This is a genomic window from Okeania sp. SIO2F5 (assembly GCF_010692685.1).
GTDB lineage: Bacteria > Cyanobacteriota > Cyanobacteriia > Cyanobacteriales > Microcoleaceae > Okeania > Okeania hirsuta.
This window is the reverse complement of record NZ_JAAHGU010000006.1, coordinates 147,005-165,270: the sequence shown is the minus strand read 5'-3', so window position 1 is coordinate 165,270 and position 18,266 is coordinate 147,005. Positions and strand designations below refer to the sequence as shown.

At 37.6% G+C, this 18,266-nt stretch carries 12 protein-coding genes and 2 pseudogenes; 8 read left to right on the top strand and 6 right to left on the bottom strand.

The features are described from left to right. The first annotated feature begins 26 nt into the window (after positions 1-26). Positions 27-1,682 (top strand): mechanosensitive ion channel, encoded by a 1,656-nt coding sequence (locus F6K27_RS03790; protein ID WP_287274009.1) that lies wholly within the window; start codon positions 27-29, stop codon positions 1,680-1,682. Between the two features lie 301 nt (positions 1,683-1,983). Here the strand turns inward: F6K27_RS03790 and F6K27_RS03785 are convergent, their stop codons facing one another. From F6K27_RS03785 to F6K27_RS03770, 4 genes are all read right to left on the bottom strand, one after another. Further along, positions 1,984-2,160 carry a hypothetical protein gene (locus F6K27_RS03785; RefSeq protein WP_375339400.1) on the bottom strand — a complete coding sequence of 59 codons (177 nt, stop codon included), beginning with the start codon at positions 2,158-2,160 and terminating at the stop codon, positions 1,984-1,986. A gap of 390 nt (positions 2,161-2,550) precedes the next feature. After that, positions 2,551-3,981: a GTP-binding protein gene (locus F6K27_RS03780; protein ID WP_287274007.1), complete on the bottom strand. Its 1,431-nt coding sequence runs from the start codon at positions 3,979-3,981 to the stop codon at positions 2,551-2,553. A 422-nt stretch (positions 3,982-4,403) separates the two neighbouring features. Beyond that, entirely contained in the window at positions 4,404-4,577 is a 174-nt protein-coding gene (gene rpsU / locus F6K27_RS03775) for a 30S ribosomal protein S21 (protein ID WP_124146000.1), read from the bottom strand. A 715-nt stretch (positions 4,578-5,292) separates the two neighbouring features. Then, positions 5,293-6,618 carry a hypothetical protein gene (locus F6K27_RS03770; protein ID WP_124145999.1) on the bottom strand — a complete coding sequence of 442 codons (1,326 nt, stop codon included), beginning with the start codon at positions 6,616-6,618 and terminating at the stop codon, positions 5,293-5,295. Between the two features lie 621 nt (positions 6,619-7,239). On the opposite strand from F6K27_RS03770, the gene murF reads away from it, so the two are divergent. Both murF and F6K27_RS03760 read left to right on the top strand, forming a co-directional pair. Further along, positions 7,240-8,649, top strand: a complete 1,410-nt coding sequence (murF, locus tag F6K27_RS03765; protein WP_287274005.1) for a UDP-N-acetylmuramoyl-tripeptide--D-alanyl-D-alanine ligase — start codon at positions 7,240-7,242, stop codon at positions 8,647-8,649. A 543-nt stretch (positions 8,650-9,192) separates the two neighbouring features. Next, the gene (locus F6K27_RS03760; RefSeq protein ID WP_287274003.1) at positions 9,193-10,557 is read left to right on the top strand and encodes a hypothetical protein; all 1,365 of its coding nucleotides are present in this window, start codon (positions 9,193-9,195) and stop codon (positions 10,555-10,557) included. Positions 10,558-10,588: 31 nt separating this feature from the next. On the opposite strand, the pseudogene F6K27_RS34285 reads toward F6K27_RS03760, so the two are convergent. Further along, positions 10,589-10,699: pseudogene (locus tag F6K27_RS34285) on the bottom strand (IS1 family transposase); the annotation flags it as partial. Between the two features lie 566 nt (positions 10,700-11,265). Further along, positions 11,266-13,620, bottom strand: coding sequence for a GAF domain-containing protein (locus F6K27_RS03750; protein WP_287274001.1), 2,355 nt, complete (start codon positions 13,618-13,620; stop codon positions 11,266-11,268). A gap of 965 nt (positions 13,621-14,585) precedes the next feature. On the opposite strand from F6K27_RS03750, the gene ffh reads away from it, so the two are divergent. The 5 genes and pseudogenes from ffh (at position 14,586) to F6K27_RS03725 (ending at position 18,257) form a co-directional block, all read left to right on the top strand. Further along, a complete protein-coding gene (gene ffh, locus F6K27_RS03745; protein ID WP_124145993.1) occupies positions 14,586-16,037 on the top strand; it encodes a signal recognition particle protein in 1,452 nt (483 codons plus the stop codon). 142 nt (positions 16,038-16,179) lie between these two features. Beyond that, positions 16,180-16,449: pseudogene (gene rpsP / locus F6K27_RS33510) on the top strand (30S ribosomal protein S16); the annotation flags it as partial. A 91-nt stretch (positions 16,450-16,540) separates the two neighbouring features. Then, the gene (locus F6K27_RS03735; RefSeq protein ID WP_192901299.1) at positions 16,541-17,020 is read left to right on the top strand and encodes a KH domain-containing protein; all 480 of its coding nucleotides are present in this window, start codon (positions 16,541-16,543) and stop codon (positions 17,018-17,020) included. A gap of 84 nt (positions 17,021-17,104) precedes the next feature. Further along, on the top strand, positions 17,105-17,275 hold the full coding sequence (locus F6K27_RS03730; RefSeq protein ID WP_287273999.1) for a hypothetical protein: 171 nt from the start codon (positions 17,105-17,107) through the stop codon (positions 17,273-17,275). 28 nt (positions 17,276-17,303) lie between these two features. Continuing rightward, positions 17,304-18,257: a PhoH family protein gene (locus F6K27_RS03725; protein WP_287240666.1), complete on the top strand. Its 954-nt coding sequence runs from the start codon at positions 17,304-17,306 to the stop codon at positions 18,255-18,257. Positions 18,258-18,266: the final 9 nt, after the last annotated feature.

The following is an 18,266-nucleotide window of genomic DNA, read 5'->3' as shown; positions in this document are numbered from 1 at the left end:
AAAGGTCACATTAACCCAAAAAAAGCATGAATGGCACTTGGCAAATTATTACACAATCAATCAGTGAGCCAATTCAGGCTAATTTGATGTTAGCCTCAAATATTTTGGCACAAACTGAAGCAAATCCTGTAAATATGGTGTCCCAAAATTTTACAGCAATTGCAATTTTGGACATAGTAACAGCAATTGCAATTCTAGTTGTAGGCTGGATAGTGGCTTGGATTCTCTCCAGCTTCCTTGGAGGACTATTCAAGAAGACCAAAATCGATAACAAAATTGCTGGTTGGGTAACGGGTAGTCAAGAACAAGCTCAGAATTTACCAGTGGAGAAATGGATCTCCTCTTTGATTTTCTGGATCATCATGATCTTTGTTCTGATAGCTTTCTTTGATAAGCTCAACCTGACGGCAGTTTCTCAACCTCTCAATGCCTTCCTCACAGAAATAACTAGCTTCTTACCTAATGTAGCAGCTGCCCTAATTTGGCTAGGTATTGCCTGGTTAGTGGCAACTATAGCTAAATTAGCAGTTACTAAAGGACTGAGGACATTTGGTTTAGATGACCGTCTGAACCAGCAAGTTAGTGATGGACAAACAGAAAATCAAGTGCAAATTAGCGATACTATTGCTAATGCTATCTATTGGTTGATTTTCTTGTTATTCTTGCCTGTAATCCTGGAAGCTTTACAACTACAGATTGCACTACAACCTGTTCAGAACATTGTTGACCAAATCCTACAGTCTCTTCCCAGAATTCTCAAGGCTGTTATTCTAGCTGGAGTAGGTTGGTTAGTTGCTACTGTGGTTAAGAAAGTTGTTACTAATCTTCTGGCTGCTACAGGTGTAGACCAAATAGGTAGTAGGTTTGGTATGAGTCAAACTACTGGGGGTCAAAATCTTTCTTCCATTATTGGCACAGTTGTTTATGTTCTGATATTGATTCCTGTAGCGATCGCTGCTCTGAGCGCTCTGGATATTTTGGCCATTACTACTCCAGCAGTGGCGATGCTCAATGATATTCTGACGTTTATACCGAAAATCTTTGCTGCTGCTGTGATTTTGGTAGTTGCTTATTTTGTTGGTAGATTTGTTAGTGATTTAGTTACTAATCTTCTGACTAGCGTTGGTTTCAATAACCTTTTCAACTGGCTTGGTTTAAGTTCAACACAACCAGCTTCTGATCCAAATGCTACTGTAATTCAGGGTGAACCTGGTACTCCTGGGGCTAAACCTACTGCACGGACTCCTTCAGAAATTGCTGGTATTGTAGCTTTTGTGGGTATTATCCTTTTTGCCACAGTTTCAGCTACCCAGATTATGGAGTTGGAAGCTCTGACCTTAATTGTCAATGTTGTAATTTATATTGCAGGTCGGGTTCTTTATGGTTTAGTAGTATTGGCTATAGGTCTATACTTGGCTAACCTTGCTTATAATTTAATCACCAGTTCTGGTAATTCTCAAGCTAGACTTTTGGGCCAGCTAGCTCGAATTGGGATTATTGTATTAGTCTCAGCTATGGCTTTGCAACAAATGGGAATTGCTCCTAGTATTGTGAATCTAGCTTTTGGACTTTTCATGGGAGCAATGGCAGTAGCTATTGCTTTAGCTTTTGGTTTAGGAGGACGAGATATTGCTTCTTCTAAAATTCAAGAATGGTTAGAGCAGTTCAAAAATAAGAAATAATAAGTAGTTAAAGCTACTGCAAAAGTATTGTATTGGGGAGAGTAGAAAGAATTTTAAAGATTTTAATCATCCTCTCTCCACCGTAAGCATTCAGCGGTCAGCTATCAGCTATCAGCTTTATTACCTTTAGTGGACAATTTAAGCTTCTTGTTCTTGTACTTCAATTCTTTGTATAAAAATGTAGTAGAAGTTAACAAAATGCTTGCTTCATTCATTAAAAAGCTGACTACGAGAGCATTCCGTAGGAAGAGCTGACTGCTAATAGCTGAATGCTTACTCTCCACCTAGTCAAAATCTCAAACTATTGCCATGCATCAATAACTAAACTATTGTGCTTTTTGTCTGCCAAAATTTCGGATAAATTATCTATTTTTTTTTCTGATAAAGTTCTTTGTAGTTTTTCTTTGAGAGGATCTAACAAAGCATAAAATGTCTCCATATTCTCTAGGTGAACCAGAACATAATTTCTGAATTCAATTTACTCATTGTTGGAAAATTAGCCTTGATCACAGAATTTTTACCTCTGTAGCAGGAATAATTAATATTTGGATATCCTCCACAGCTAAAATAAAAATATCTTCTGTTTTCTTCATAGTGAGGTAAAGTTTGAGACTAATCTATAATTTTTATTCATTCCTTGTTCCCTATTTCCTATTCCCTATTCCCTAAAAGAATAAAACTTTTTACCTTATCAACTCGAAAACTGCTGTAATTTAATCAGGTAATTTTGCCCCGCACTCTGAAAGAAACATGATGTGTAAAATCTTTCAATGATTCAAATTATTCGTAACATTCTTCTTTCACACTTTACTATTACTCTGCAATACTATTTTTTCGTTAGTAAAACTTTCCTGATTTTGCTATTTTGCTATTGCTGATTACTGAAATTTTTGATGTTTAACTTAGCTATTAACTCTTCCTTAATTCGACCCATAATTGAAGTTTCATCCAGAGATTCTAAAATATGACTCACTACAGCTTTTGGACCTTCTTCTCCCCAAGATGCACCATTAGCAAGATAAGTTTTGCTTACTTGTCCAATTCCATAAGATGATAAACCTGCCACTGCAGCTTGAGTTACCGCTACAGATAAATAAGGCGCTAAAGACAACCCACCAGTAGCAGGTGCAGCTAAACCCAATAATCCTTTCACAGAACTTAGTCCTAGATTTGCCACTAATTCACTAGCTGTAATGCCACCCATACTAATAGCTATCTTTTGCAGTAAATCTATTGCTCCGCTTTGGCTCATGCTTATACCATACAACTTTGATAAAGTCAATATCATAGCTACATCAATTACAGCTCCACTCAGAATATCTACCAAAGTTAGAGGATTAAGAGCGATCGCCATAGCCTTGGCCATTACTGCTTTCCAGATTACTTGATTAGCACTTTGTTCGCGAATTTCTATTTTCCGGCGCACCAACTGCTCATTGACATTATCAGCATAGAGCATACTATTGAGAGCTACCAGAGATTTACCTTCTTGGTCTAAAATTTCTAATATTTTTAGCTTTAAATCTTCTATCTGGGGTTCCCCCCGCTCCATCTTTACTGTAATATTACTGTCAGGTTGTCGTAATGCCTTAGCTACAAGTGGGTAAGCTGCTGCCATGACTATTTCGTTGGGAGATAGTAGCTCACGGACTCGCTCATCTCGAATTTTATTGTATATAGCTAGTCTATCTGCTTCTGGATACTGGTCTATTTTATTAAATACTAACAACATCGGTTTACCAGCATCTCGTAATTGGGAAAGAGCTTCATATTCTACTTGGGTAATATCTCCTGCCACAATAAACAAGAGTAAGTCTGCTTGCTTTGCCACCTGTCTGGCCATTAGTTCGCGAGTTTCTCCGTCTACTTCATCAATACCGGGAGTATCGATAAGTTCAATTTGGGATATTCTGTAAGAAACTAGAGAGGTATCAGATGAGGATTCTGTTTCTTCTAAGTTATCTTTCCCTAATTGCCATTGCTTGATTTCTGTAGTTTTGGTAACACCATGAATTGGGCCTGTTTCAAATACTTTTTCTCCTAACAAAGCATTGAGAACTGAAGATTTACCTCTTCCTACCATACCGAATACGGCAATATGTACAGAGGCTTTTTCCAGTTTTTCTAACATTGATTCTAAACCAGAAATTTCTGAGTCTAATCCGGTTCTTTCTTCGGAAGTTAAATCTATATTATCTACGATTTCTTTTAAAGCATCTTTTGCATTGCGGATATTAAGTTCTGCTTGAATATCTGCAAAACTTAGTATTGTATTGTCTAGTTCTCGATCTACATTCATTTCTGGATAGTTTTCATTTAATAATTAATTCCCTATTCTAGTTGTTGATTTCAACTTTATTGAATAAGGCAAAAGGCAGGAGTAGTGTCCCCTACCCACAGGGCTAATTCTTTGTCGTCAGAGAATATTTACAACTCTATATTTTTGGTTAACTAGTTCTAGCAAGATCTAGGAAATTTCAAAGGATACAATTTTTCTAAGCGTGACAATAAATTAACCCTACACCGTCAACGGAGGTGCTGAAAATTGTTTGGGGTTATCATACACGCGCGTGGTCTGTCGTTGACTATGCATAAGCAATTAGACCTTCTTCCTTCTTCCTTCTTCAAATTAGACATTACTAATATCATAAAATACTAGCTAAAGCTCTATAAAATTTATTTCAACACTTCTATAATATTTGCCACTGTAAATTTTTTGCTTTAATAAAATTGTTTTTGACGTCGTGCTGCTACTACCTTTTTCTTTCGTTTTTCCTGAGAAGTTTCAAAGTACCGACGTTTTTTCACATCTGCAAGGATACCTGCTCTAGAAACTTGACGCTTGAATCGCCGGAGGGCCAACTCTATACCTTCGTTTTTACCTAGTAATATCAAATCCGGTTAAACAACCATAGAATGGTTAAGTTAGGAGGAGTCAACCCACCCCTCGCCCCTCCCAGGAGGGGAAGGACCGAGTCAGGAGTCAGGAGAAGAAAGAATTACAAAGATGAGCGTAGTTATGACGATTGAAGATTTTTTTTATGTCCAATTAAACGGATTTGATATAACACTTGGGTCATTACTTTTTCTTTTTGTCTTTACTTAACCTATGCTTAGTATTTAACTACCCACAGCTACAAGCTAAGAGGTTATCTAATTATTTATTATTTATAATACGATAGCTAAATTAGGCAACATATTTAATCTTTTTAATGTTTACCGTATTTTTTATTTATTTTATCATTTTCTTTGTGGGTTTAATACCCCACCGTCTACAGGGTGTTCACGCATTACTTGGGGGAGCGAATCCCCATGTAATTTTCCTCCTGTCTCCAGTATAGCTGTCTCCTGTCTCCTTCTTCAAATATTTAGATTAACTATAATTCCATCATGTAAATGATACTTGAAAACTTTACTCTGAGCTTTATTTTAACATTGCAATATTATTCCTAATGTTAACTTAGCTTATTCTAGATTTCGGAAGCTTTAACAGCTTTTAGTAGCTCTGTTTAAGTCCCCGGTTTCTTCTATAAACCGGAAGGTACGCGGAGGGGTTAAAATCTCCTTCTAAACATTTACTGCTAAGTGCTGATTGCTTATTTAAAATATTCTAACGAATCAAAGATAAATCAACCCTACCAAAGTTAGTACTTAAAGCAACCTGCATATTTTCTAGAGCTTTAACTAACCACATAACTGTTTCTCTAGTATGTGATTCGTAATGGTTAAATAGTATAGAAAATCGTTTTTCTAGGTATGGTTTGACTCTATAGCAGACCAAAACTATTTTCAGTAAAAGGCCAGTTGTTGTGATCGGACCCAGGTTACCCATTAGATTGAGAAATAGAAAGTGTTGTGGTTTTTGGGTACTTTCTACAACTAGATATCCTAACATTTGATTACAAGTTCTCATCAGCAAAAAGTCATTAAACTGTTTGTCATTACTGTGAGACATAGTATTTTTTAGCTGCTTATATAGTTTATCTTGAAACTGATGCTTAATAGATTTGGAATCTACATCAAAAGATGTACTTAAATATTCATAGAAACTTTCTTTAAAAGAACGATAGGATTGAGGTTGTCTGACATGGGTTAGGAAACTTTTTGCATTATCTCGATAGTTATTACCATTTTCAACTTTACCTACAAATTTTTTAATTGCTGATAATACTTCCCGCTCGCTCAAAAGAGTAGGATTTTGAATATTGTTGGTGCCTTCCCAAGGAAATGCTGTCAAGTTTGAAAGTGCAGCTTCTCTTTCAGAGGCAGTTGTTACTACTCTCTGTCTAATTTTATGAGTTACATATTTGGATAAGTCTATTTCAAATTTTCTTTGTTTCTGTCGTTGAATTTTTCTGATAACTTGTTGGTGTTCATAACTACTATCTGGAGTAACTAAACAATGTTGGTATATGTAAGGATAGCGTGGAATTAGAGTTCTTAAAGGTTGAGCTAGAGCACTATTAGTGTTTCTGCAACTTCCTGTTTGTTGGTTAATTAATTCTGTTAAGCGTTTTAAGGAGAGATATTGCTCGCTTCTTGTGAATGCTTGAACCAGTTCTAATAATTTCTTACTATTATGAGAACCGTAGTAGTGGCGGCGTGCTGGTTGATTTTCAACTCGAGCGAAAAGCTTCATTAAGTCTAGTAAAACATCTTTTTTATAGTTATATGGTTGTTTTCTATTGATAACTATATGACAGCAGCGATTTAAGATAAAATTAAAATCTTCTTCAATTTCTGGCAATGCTGTAATTCTATCTAGTGCTTGAGATATTTCTCTGTCAGGATATCCCGAACCATTAATAAATAACATTCTAAATCTTTCAATTACTTCTTTTGAAGACTTTAGATCTATCAATTGGATAAAATGGTTATAGATATCTTGTTCATCTTGAGATTTGTATTTGTTATATTCGTCCATAATATTTTTCATTTTATATACTTCCTACCTACTTTAAGATTTTTATCTTCTAGGGCTAGTTTGACGATTAATTAGCGTCTATAGTTTGTATAAAATTGTATATTTAATTCCAAATTTTAGGTTGATATTTACTTTACTATACTAGGTATAATTTTTATCTATAACTCAGTATTAAAACCCTTAGATTATTCTATACCTAACATCGATACCCTACAGTTGACTAAAACCCATAACTTTCATTATCTTAAAAACTTACTGAATTTGTGTGAAGTTTCAGTAAAGATTTTGCTTGATTAAAAACTCTCCTACATCGGTCAATTTTGATTTTACTGATTTATTAGTAGCATCTACTTCCCACTCCATACAAATTTTTCGTTACTGATTGTAATATACATAAGATAGTCTAAATTTTATTAATCCTTGCTCGGCAAAGTTTTAGTTATTTTGTCTGGTGTCAGCTCTAAATTATGACAAAATTTACCAAACTTAAAATTTTTTTTCCCCTAGAGAATTATTTATACTTTTTATTTTTTCCTGATTGCTCAGTTATCTCTCAAAAAATAAATTGACTTCAAAAATAATAAATACTCTAATATAATTATTATACATATTTGAGTAGGACTGCCAATCGTTATGGTCTGTCACATTACCTTATCTCAATTAATTGAAATCTTGGCTGCTACAACACTTAAAAATTTTCAGATTCCTGAAAAAACATTAATTACAGGCATAAATACAGACACTCGTAACTTACAATCTGGTGAAGGATTTGTGGCATTACGAGGTGAAAAGTTTGATGGCCATAAATTTGTGAAACAGGCAATGGAAAAAGGGGCTTCTTGTATCATTGTTGAGGAAGAATATACCTTAAAGAATAGAGTTACACAAGAGTCAAATAGCGTAACTATATTACAAGTAGAAAATACTTTAGAAGCTTACCAAAAAATTGCTCGTTGGTGGCGAGATCGGTTTGCTATTCCTGTAATTGCGGTAACAGGTTCAGTGGGTAAAACTACTACTAAGGAATTAATTGCTCAAGTCTTGACTACTCAGGGTCAAGTTCTGAAAACTGAAGCTAACTATAATAATGAAATAGGTGTGCCTAAAACTCTACTAAGACTTTCCTCTGATGATAATTATGCTGTGGTAGAGATGGCAATGCGAGGACCAGGGGAAATAGCAGAATTAACACATATTGCCAATCCGACAATTGGCTTAATTACTAATGTTGGTACTGCTCATATTGGTCGTTTGGGTTCTGTTGAAGCGATCGCTGAAGCTAAGTGTGAATTATTAAGAGAAATGTCTAATAATAGTATTGCTATTCTGAATTATGATAATCAACGGTTGATAGAAACTGCGGCTAAAGTTTGGTCTGGAGAAACTTTTACTTATGGTTTAGAAGGTGGAGATTTACAGGGAAAATTAATTGGTTCTCAAACTATAAATGTTGAGGGTGTAGATTTACCTTTACCTTTACCTGGTAGTCATAATGCTTCTAATTATTTGGCAGCATTGGCAGTGTTGAAAGTGCTACATGGAAAAAATATTTCGACAAAAACTTTGTTTGAACCTTTGACTAATAATTTATCGGTTCAATTACCAGGAGGCAGGGCAAAAAGATATGATTTAGAGAATGATATTGTGATTTTAGATGAAAGTTATAATGCTGGTTTAGAGTCGATGATAGCTGCTCTGAATTTGTTAGTTGAAACTCCGGGAAAACGTCATGTTGCTGTGTTAGGAACGATGAAAGAATTAGGGGATAAATCAGTTTTATTTCATCAACAAGTTGGTCATGTTGTGCGAGATTTGAATATTGATGGTTTATTTATTTTGGCAGATTTTGAAGAAGCACAGGCAATGGCTATTGGTGCTGCTGGTTTGCAGTTTATAGAGGTAGAAAATATTAGTTCTAATGATGTTCATCAGAAATTAGCAACACATTTGCAGGAGTTTTTACAACCAGGCGATCGGGTTCTTTTTAAGGCTTCTCATTCTGTAGAACTTAATAAAGTTGTTGAAATTTTAATTAATAAGTAATGCTATTTCGATGAATATGTATTAGGGAAATAGGGAAAATTTAAAGTCAAAAGTAAGATTTTAGAGGTTTTCAACCCCCAACCACTGAGAAGTTTCAAACCTTAATTTCCTTGGAATATCTTAAAATGGGTTCTATAAACATGATAAAATCAGTAAACAAATAAGGTTACTATTGCCCAGTTTCCCTACAAACTTTCACTTTGAATCGAAGCTATCCGTCAGCAAAACTTTTGAGACTTTGTACTATCGATAGTATTACGATGATTTAGTTCTACTTTATCAAGGGATCACTCAATGTATCATAAAATTCTTACTAAAGCGACAATCCTTGCAATAACAGTATTGCTGGTGATATTTGCTCCGGGAACGGCCCGTGCCGACCTCCCCCCTGTTAATCCCTGACTGATCCAGGAGAGTTTCTACCCGATAATTCATTTCAATGTTGCGCAAACAGACATAATCGAATTTCCTGCCTGGAAAGGTGAGGTCGAAGTAGAACCAGAGGATGTCACCTTTGCTCCCGGTGGTATTGGAAATACCGGTTTGGCATATCGAAAATACCCCGATGGCAGCGAGGTGATTTTTGTTTCGGGACTGGGACGGGTTGCCAAATATTTGTTTGATAATGGCGGACTTCAACTCGTCTCGGAAATTCAAATTCCCGGCTTTGAACAACAGTACCTGTCACAAGAAGAAACAGCGAGTCTGGTTGATGACCTTGATGCTGCAGAGACAGATGAGGAAACCTTACTCGCTCGTTTGCAACCGGTAGTGCGAGAGACTGGAATCAAAACGGAAAATTGGTCTAACGGCCTCTACACGATGATGGATGTGGATGGCTTTTACTACCCAGGGTATGGAACAGAACTGATAAAAGTCGGCGATATATCACCTGATGATCCTGCTTCTGAAATCGAAATTGTGAACTCCAGAGACCTTCGCCTGGATGCGCCTGAGGATTTGCAAGAGCAGATTAGCCGTTTCCTTGGGGTAAATATGACCTATGACGGAAAGATTGTAGTGGCCATGGCAGGAGCAATTGCGATTGTAGACCGCGATATGTCTAATGTCAAGATCGCCCCAATCCCTGGTGAAATTGTTGATAACGGCGTCAGTGTAGATGAGAAAGGTGGTATTTACGTCGTCACAGACCAGTACATGAGAAAACTCGTTTGGACTGGCACCGATATATCCCTAGAGGAAGCAGATGGCGCTTGGAAAGAACCCTATGACTGGGTGAAAAAAGAGGGGTCTCTTTCAAATGGCAGCGGCACGACCCCAACATTGCTGGGATTTGGAGAGGAAGAGGACAAACTTGTAATAATCGCCGATCAAGGCGATCCGGTAAAAGCAGTGGCTTTCTGGCGTGATGAAATACCAGAGGATGCCAAAAAAGTAGAAGGCGCGAAGACTCAGAGAACTGCTGCGTCTATTCCGCTTTCTTTTCCGGTTGCGACAACAATTGAATGGTCGCCGCACGTCTTCGGAAATGGCATGATGATGTTTGCTTCAGAGTTTCCCGAACCTGTCTACTTAGATGGAGAATTTGATCTGGTTTCAACTCAGGTGACGATGGGATTAACACGTCCAGCTCCTCGTGGTGCTGAAAAGTTCAGTTGGGATTGGCAGAACAACGAATTCAAGAGCGATTGGGTCTATGATGAAAAGACTTTCACTTGGACGCTTTCGCCTGTTTCTGTCAAGGATGGCACGGCCTACCTTGCAACCGTAGGAGAGGGCGTGTACGGATTGGTTGGATTTGATTGGGAGACTGGAGAAAAGGTCGCTGACATCTCTTTCGGTCAGAGCGTCAAATTTAATACTGGTGGCACATTTGCAATGCCCACTCCTGATGGTGGCATCTATTTGACGGGAATATTTGGACCAGTTCGGATTGCTCCGCAGTAAACATTTGAGAAACGTTACTATACCTAGCTCAGTAATGACGTAAAGGTGTATTTTCTTCCTCTACACCAGTCATGTAAGTCTTGCTCACAATCTGATCTCCTGCTGGAATAAATTTGCTATAAACTGGATTACCATCCCTCACCCAACAGCAGCTCCTCTGCCAGATTTGATTTTTTTTTCCAACAAAGGTTTCCAGTTGCTCCAATTCTCCTACCTCTGGCATAGTTTCTGCCTCATAGGTATCTGGTAGAAGTGTTCCCACGAGTTTAACCCCATCTATAATAGTTGTGCGTGAAACTCCTGTAATTCTCTCTATGGCACGAAAACCCATGCCATTAACATACATTTTCCAGCAGTTGCGTTTGGCATCATCACTATATCCGTATGGGTTGATATTCTGGGATCAATTGACGGCCACACTTGACACAGAGATATAGCGCTGTGCGCAGGCAACAGCTCTGGAAGGCAACAGCTCCGGAAGGGGGAATAAAAAACCTATAATATAAGACTTTTAGCTACTGGACAGTTCTTGTAATTTGTAAATATGCCAGCGCACATTGCTATAATTTTGTTTACCTTTTCGCGTGACCATTTTTATGGATGTGGTAACTGTGGCATTCTGGACATTCCATTGCATTTTTCCTTGAACTTTACACGCTGATCATTCTCTCAATCATCTTCTTTTCTGACAACGCCAACTTTATCGACCTACTTAGTAGATGTAGCTTCTTCAGGCAACAGTACCTTTGCTCGAACAAACCGTAAACCACTTACTCCCTGTAGAGGTTCAACCAAACCACTCTCAAATTTATCCTCCACCCAACCTTCACGAACTAGATAACGGAAATACTGTTGATATTCTTGCCACTCTTCATCAGTAGAATAAACCACAGTCAACATCCCTGGCTGAGTTATCCGCTCCTTTGTTTCCTGATCCACACCTTTGTCAATTCGCTTTTTAACAATTTCATAACGAATATCGCGACTACCTTTGACATCAAACAATCTTTCTGTACTTTCATTGTGATAAATATCAATTGTAGAATTCTGTACTAAGATCAGATGCACAACTCCCAAAGTAACTTCCTCAGATTCAGCTTTCAGGCGCAAAATTGTTCTAGCACAATCACAAATTGCTCGTAGTTGCTCATAACGCAAACTACAGAGATGAAATTGACTAAATTTAGGATTAATAGATTTCCCCAGATACATCATGTGGTCTATGCCATCGGTAGCCTCAAAATCACAATGGTGGGGTATAATTTGCTGCATCTGCTTTTGCCACTTTTCCCAAGTATTTTGAAGATGGTAGTTAATTTTGTGCAACATCTGGTCGTAGCGATCGCGAGCTTGATATACGCTATGATGTTCATTGCTACAAGCAGCTCGATAAGCTTCTACAGCAGTTTTAACAGCATCTCCACATTCCACAAAATAATCAAAGTAGATTTCTAAATGTAAATGTAGATAATCTCTCGCTGTAATTTCACTATCCACTGATACTTTTGCTTCTAGAGACTTAATATATTCCAACAGATCTTGCCGTAGTTGCTGACAAAAAGCACTATCTTTGATTTGACAAACAGTTTCGACAATTGTCAATCCTAAGCAAAATTGTGTCAGCAGATCGGTTTGAATTGCTCGATTGCGTTCGCTGGAAGATCCACGAATATCACAGATACCATAAAGAGGATAGACATCTTCAAAAACGATTATTTCTGGCGGTAATCCCCAACGACGGCGTTCTGCTTCTTGCAAAAATCGCCATTCAACTGCCGGGTGAATATTACGAATATTTGTGAACCGTTGTTGAATTGTTTGACGAACCGCAGTGGTTAAAGGTGAAATAAGTTCCTGAGCGTGTTTGTAATCAGAGGTATAAAAATTGTTGGGGAGCTTGCTAGTTAATCCTACTATTCCCAAAACTGCTTGAAGTCCAGAACTATCTTGTGGACAGGCAGCTTTAATTACTAGAGGAATTAGTAGCAAGGAGCGAACTCCTTTTTGATATAGATTTTGTTCACACTCAGTTTGACAATGTATCTTCAGGTCGGGAATATTCTGAATTTGATTATCTTTAGCAGTTTTGAAGATTGGAGAATCCTCTAGACTCTGTGTGGAATATAGTCCAGGATAGTTGCTTGTTGTTAAATACTCACTGCTGATGAATAATTTTAGTTGTTTTTCTCCTTCATTGCGCAGTAGAATCATATCATCTGCCCGGAATAGCGACCGCATTTGTTTGTCAATTTGCTGAAATTTTTCTTGCTGCATCAATGATTCTGGTTCTACTAACAGTTGAGTTAGTCTTCGTTTTTGTTCTTTAACAGTTACATCCAATCCTTCGAGTAAAAACAAACCCTCTAGTTGGAAATTTTCCAATTTTAACTGTTGGGCTAAAATTTCTAGATTTCCCGGTTGTATCAACCAAGCTATTTGTTCAGATGTTGACATTGATTGGAAATTGATATCTGTAAAATCGTCTACAGTTTTCTCAACTCTTTGTACTTTTTGTTGTGAGCAACAAAACCAGAATTCTATATACTGTGGTTCTGAGTTTTGTGGGCAATTAATGGTTGATATGATTGAATAATGTTGAAATTGTAGATTTGCTGTATTTATTTGATAAAGTTCTTTGAGTATCCAGTGCAAAATTTGCAGGCGGTAAATTTTTTCTAGTTCTGTTTTCTCCCAATCACTTACCAACTCATTCAGCTTAATGTTTTGCTTTGATTCTATTTCATCGATCTGATTCATTCCCATTAGCTGGCAAAAAGCACGATTAGCATATTTAATGCTGAGGTTACTTGGTTCTACAATTGCTGTTAATATTCTGCTTTGGTGTGGAAAATCTTCAAGTCGCTCTATTATTTGTCTCCAAATTTTTAGTTGATCGACTTGATTATGGTGATTGGATAGTTGAGATGCTAGAGCTTGCAATAGTTGCTCTATATTGATATCCTCACTGTTTTGATGGTTTGGGATGGAAGAAGTTTTCCCTGGTAAAGCTTTTGTATAATATTTGTTATGTTTATCTGTAATTTTTTGTTTGGAAGTATGCATCTGTTTTACACCTGATGTTTTGAATATTTATTTTATGTATCTATGAGAACCCATTTGGTCTCTTTGCACACGGTATGTGTTTTTGGCATAGAATTCAGAACTCAGTCCTGGTGAAGTCAGGAAATTCAGAAATAGAATAGGGGAAAAAGCAGATGCGACCCCGCGCCTTCGCACGGCGCAAGGGAACGCGCACCAAGCAGGTAGAAAAATGCTCCCATATCCCTATCTCCCCATCTCCCCATGTTTAAACTATATCAATTAGATAACTCTCAAATGGGTTATATATACGATCTTAAACTAGGCCGAGTTTTTAATAATAGGCCATAAAATCCAAGATCGAAGCTATATATCTGGACAAGTAAGCTTGATACTGGACAAATATTTACTGATAGGTTAATAATATTATGGGTAAAACCCCATAAAATGGAAACTATTGACAGAATATATACACTATGGTAAATATAATATAATTAAAGATAAAGATATAGATTAATATTTACGATTTGCTTGAATATTGAGTAGAGTTAAAGTTAGAAAATCGTGATTTATGTTGTTTTGAAGAAGTAAATTATATAATTTTTGTTTTGCTACAAAAAATGCCGAGAAATATTTTGTACTAAAAATATTGAAAGATATCCAACATTGCAGATATGAAAAAAATATGCACTGAATTTTCTATATATCTATGAAGAGCTGAATAAAAAACCAAAATAGTTATCGATTATGGAAATAGGAAATTAGGTTAGGAATAAAAGATTACATTGTTGTAAAAGAGAAAAAGCAATGATTTAACGAAAATTTTTTTTACTTTAAAGAAGCAATAAATAAAATTTAAACAGAAGCTAACTGTCTATGTTCAGAACGCTTTGAATTTCACAGTTGGAAAAAAAGTTAGGTAAAAAAAAGAAAAAACCTTTCAGATGATATATAATAAAAAACTACTACTAGCTAGCTGAAATTGCTTTATGTTTGAAGCCCTTGCCGACCGCTTAGAAGTCGCCTGGAAAAAACTAAGGGGTCAAGATAAAATTACAGACTCCAATATTCAAGAAGCCCTACGAGAAGTCCGTCGTGCTCTATTAGAGGCAGATGTTAACTTACAGGTTGTGAAAGACTTTATAGCCGAGGTTAGCAATAAGGCTAAAGGGGCAGATGTATTAACAGGAGTAAGGCCAGATCAACAGTTCATCAAAATAGTCCATGATGAGCTAGTGCGCGTCATGGGAGAAACCAATGCTCCCCTAGCAAAAGCTGAACAAGCACCAACTATTGTTCTGATGGCAGGTTTACAAGGGACAGGTAAAACCACTGCCTCAGCTAAATTGGCCTTACATCTACGGAAGCAAGACAGAAGTACCTTGCTAGTAGCTACTGATATCTATAGACCTGCTGCTATAGACCAGCTAGTTACTCTAGGTAAGCAGATAGATGTATCCGTATTTGAATTAGGCATAGATATAGATCCTGTAGAAATTGCTCAAAAAGGTGTTGAAAAAGCAAAGACAGAGGGCATAGATACTGTAATTATAGATACAGCAGGTCGGCTACAGATTGACCAAGATATGATGGCGGAGCTCGCCAAAATTAAAGCAGCAGTTAAGCCCCAAGAAACATTACTAGTAGTGGATGCAATGACAGGTCAAGAAGCGGCAACATTAACCCGTACCTTCAACGATCAAATTGGGATTACAGGGGCAATCCTCACAAAAATGGACGGGGATACAAGAGGTGGGGCAGCATTATCAGTACGTAGAATTTCTGGTCAGCCCATAAAATTTGTGGGGGTGGGAGAAAAAGTAGAAGCCCTACAACCTTTCTACCCAGAGAGGATGGCTTCTCGGATTCTGGGGATGGGAGATGTACTGACCCTGGTAGAAAAAGCTCAGGAAGAGTTTGACATAGCTGATGCAGAAAAAATGCAAGAGAAAATTCTCTCAGCTAAGTTTGACTTTACTGACTTCCTGAAGCAAACGCGACTCATGAAGAACATGGGTTCTCTGGGAGGAATTATGAAATTAATTCCTGGAATGAATAAATTGAGTGACGATCAGTTACAGCAGGGAGAAACTCAACTCAAACGCTGTGAGTCAATGATTAATTCAATGACAAAGCAAGAGCGCCAAACCCCAGAACTTTTAGCCAAGTCTCCTTCTCGACGAAAACGTATTGCTCGTGGTTCAGGTTATGCTGAAAAAGATGTTAGTAAACTGGTGAGTGACTTCCAAAAAATGCGATCGCTCATGCAACAAATGGGCCAAGGAGGAATGCCAGGTATGGGGATGCCAGGAATGCCAGGTATGGGAATGCCAGGAATGCTAGGAGGCAGAACACCTCCAGGATTGCCAAACTACCCCGGTATGGGTGGTGGCAAAAAGAAAAAGAAACAGAAAAAGAAAAAGGGCTTTGGGCAACTTTAAGAATACGGTAGCAGGTATTAAGAGTCCTAAAATATAAATATATGGTGGCAAACTGTAAATTTGACAAAAGATGCCTAATAATTTCTTCGTTACCATGAAACATAATAGCTTACAATTCCAAACAGGAGTATAATCACTCGAAATGATCAAACTGCGATTAAAGAAATATGGAAAAAAACGGGAGACTAGCTACCGGATAGTAGCAATGAACAGCAGTTCCCGACGTGATGGCCGTCCATTAGAAGAACTCGGCTTTTACAATCCCAGAACAGATGAAACTAGGCTAGATGTACCAGGAATTACCAGACGTCTTGAACAAGGCGCTCAACCAACACAAACAGTGCGTGACATATTGAGAAAAGCTAATGTCCTTGAATCACCAAGAACCGGAATTAACACCCAAGAGAACGTATCAGTTTCCCATGCAGAATCGACAGAAGCCATTGCCAATAATCAACCAAGCGAAGAAACTGCCAATACCGAAGCCAGCCAAACCAGTGACAGTGAGTCAACTGAAACAGCAGCTACCGAGTCTGAGGAATAATTCTCACTCAGCTAACCCTGATTACGCGGAAATAGTAAGATTTTTAATTGAGCCATTTCTAGATTCACCAGAGTCTTTACGAGTGGACTGTGAAGTAAATCCTCGGCAAGCAAAAGCCTGGATTCGTCTAGCTTTTGATGAACTCGAAAAAGGACGAGTATATGGTCGTGGAGGACGTAATATCCAAGCGGTTCGTACTGTGTTAGCAGCATTAGCTCAAACAGCAGGTCAATCTGTGCATTTGGAGATATACGAAGACCATTCAGAGACACCACGCCCTTCTCCTTCTTACTCTGATAGCAATCGAGAAGAAGGGACTTATGATAGAAAGACTATGCCAATTAGTCGCCCATCCTACAACAGACAAAGAGTATCTCGTAGTCGTAGTACAACTCCAAGTCCAATTATATATAAACGAGACGATCGTGGAATGAGGTAAAAATTATCACAATGCCACCACTAAAACTTTTATTAGGAATAGTGGGGCATTACTTTCATTATTCTAAGATTGGAGGACTATTTATTGATAAAAATATATAGATGGTTTCCTAGTTTAAAAACCGATAAGATAAATTTGCGTTGGGCGGTCATTGAGCAACTTGCTTTGCTACTGCCAACAACTGTGACAGCCTTTGGGTTATCTAGTGCTAGCACTTGGATAAAAAAACAGAAAGTATTTGTTAGGGAGTCTTAGCAAATATGGAATGGAGAACCATGTTGGCATGACAGAGACAGTAAGAGTAGAGTTGCCTAGTATTGATAGCGCGATCAATCTTTCTGGTTATCAGGAAGAAAATATTAAACTACTGGCACGACATACAGGGGCAAATGTTGTACTGCGTGGACAAGAATTATTTATCAGTGGCACGGCAACTCAAATAGAACGATGCCAACAAATTGTGCGATCGCTCGAAAGCCTCTGGAAACATGGTAAAATAATTACTGGAGTAGAAATTATCACTGCTCGCCATGCTATTGATACTAACCGTCAAGATGACCTACAAGAACTTCAACAAGACGTTCTAGTTAAAACCCGTCGTGGGTTAGAAATTCGTGCTAAAACTTTCCGTCAACGAAAATATGCACAAGCTATCCGCACCCGCGATATGACTTTTTGTGTGGGTCCTGCTGGTACAGGTAAAACATTTTTGGCAGCACTTCTAGCAGTTAAAGCACTTTTAGATAACCAATATGAACGTTTGATTTTAACTAGACCTGCTGTAGAAGCTGGAGAAAAATTGGGATTTTTACCAGGTGATTTGCAACAGAAAATTAATCCCTATTTACGACCTCTATATGATGCTCTTTATGAATTAATAGAACCAGAAAAAGTAACTACTTTGATGGAGAAAGGCACTATTGAAGTTGCGCCTTTAGCATATATGAGAGGTCGAACTCTGAATAACTCTTTCGTGATTCTTGATGAAGCTCAGAATACCACTCCTGCTCAGATGAAAATGGTATTAACTCGCTTGGGTTTCCGCTCAAGAATGGTGGTAACGGGAGATATTACTCAAACAGATTTACCCCTAAGTCAAAAATCTGGTTTAACAGTTGCTATGAAAATTCTGCGAAATGTAGAGGGTATTGCTATTTGTGAACTATCCCAAGCAGATGTGGTACGACATCCTCTAGTACAGAGAATAGTTGCTGCTTACGAGCAGTATGAAAAATAAGACGTTGCT

What these genes read in the sequence shown, in the direction of transcription:
- ffh (WP_124145993.1), top strand. Translation starts at nt 14,586, where the DNA reads ATGTTTGAAGCCCTTGCCGACCGCTTAGAAGTCGCCTGGAAAAAACTA.
- F6K27_RS03725 (WP_287240666.1), top strand. Translation starts at nt 17,304, where the DNA reads ATGACAGAGACAGTAAGAGTAGAGTTGCCTAGTATTGATAGCGCGATC.
- murF (WP_287274005.1), top strand. Translation starts at nt 7,240, where the DNA reads ATGGTCTGTCACATTACCTTATCTCAATTAATTGAAATCTTGGCTGCT.
- F6K27_RS03780 (WP_287274007.1), bottom strand. Translation starts at nt 3,981, where the DNA reads ATGAATGTAGATCGAGAACTAGACAATACAATACTAAGTTTTGCAGAT.
- F6K27_RS03790 (WP_287274009.1), top strand. Translation starts at nt 27, where the DNA reads ATGAATGGCACTTGGCAAATTATTACACAATCAATCAGTGAGCCAATT.
- F6K27_RS03770 (WP_124145999.1), bottom strand. Translation starts at nt 6,618, where the DNA reads ATGAAAAATATTATGGACGAATATAACAAATACAAATCTCAAGATGAA.
- F6K27_RS03750 (WP_287274001.1), bottom strand. Translation starts at nt 13,620, where the DNA reads ATGCATACTTCCAAACAAAAAATTACAGATAAACATAACAAATATTAT.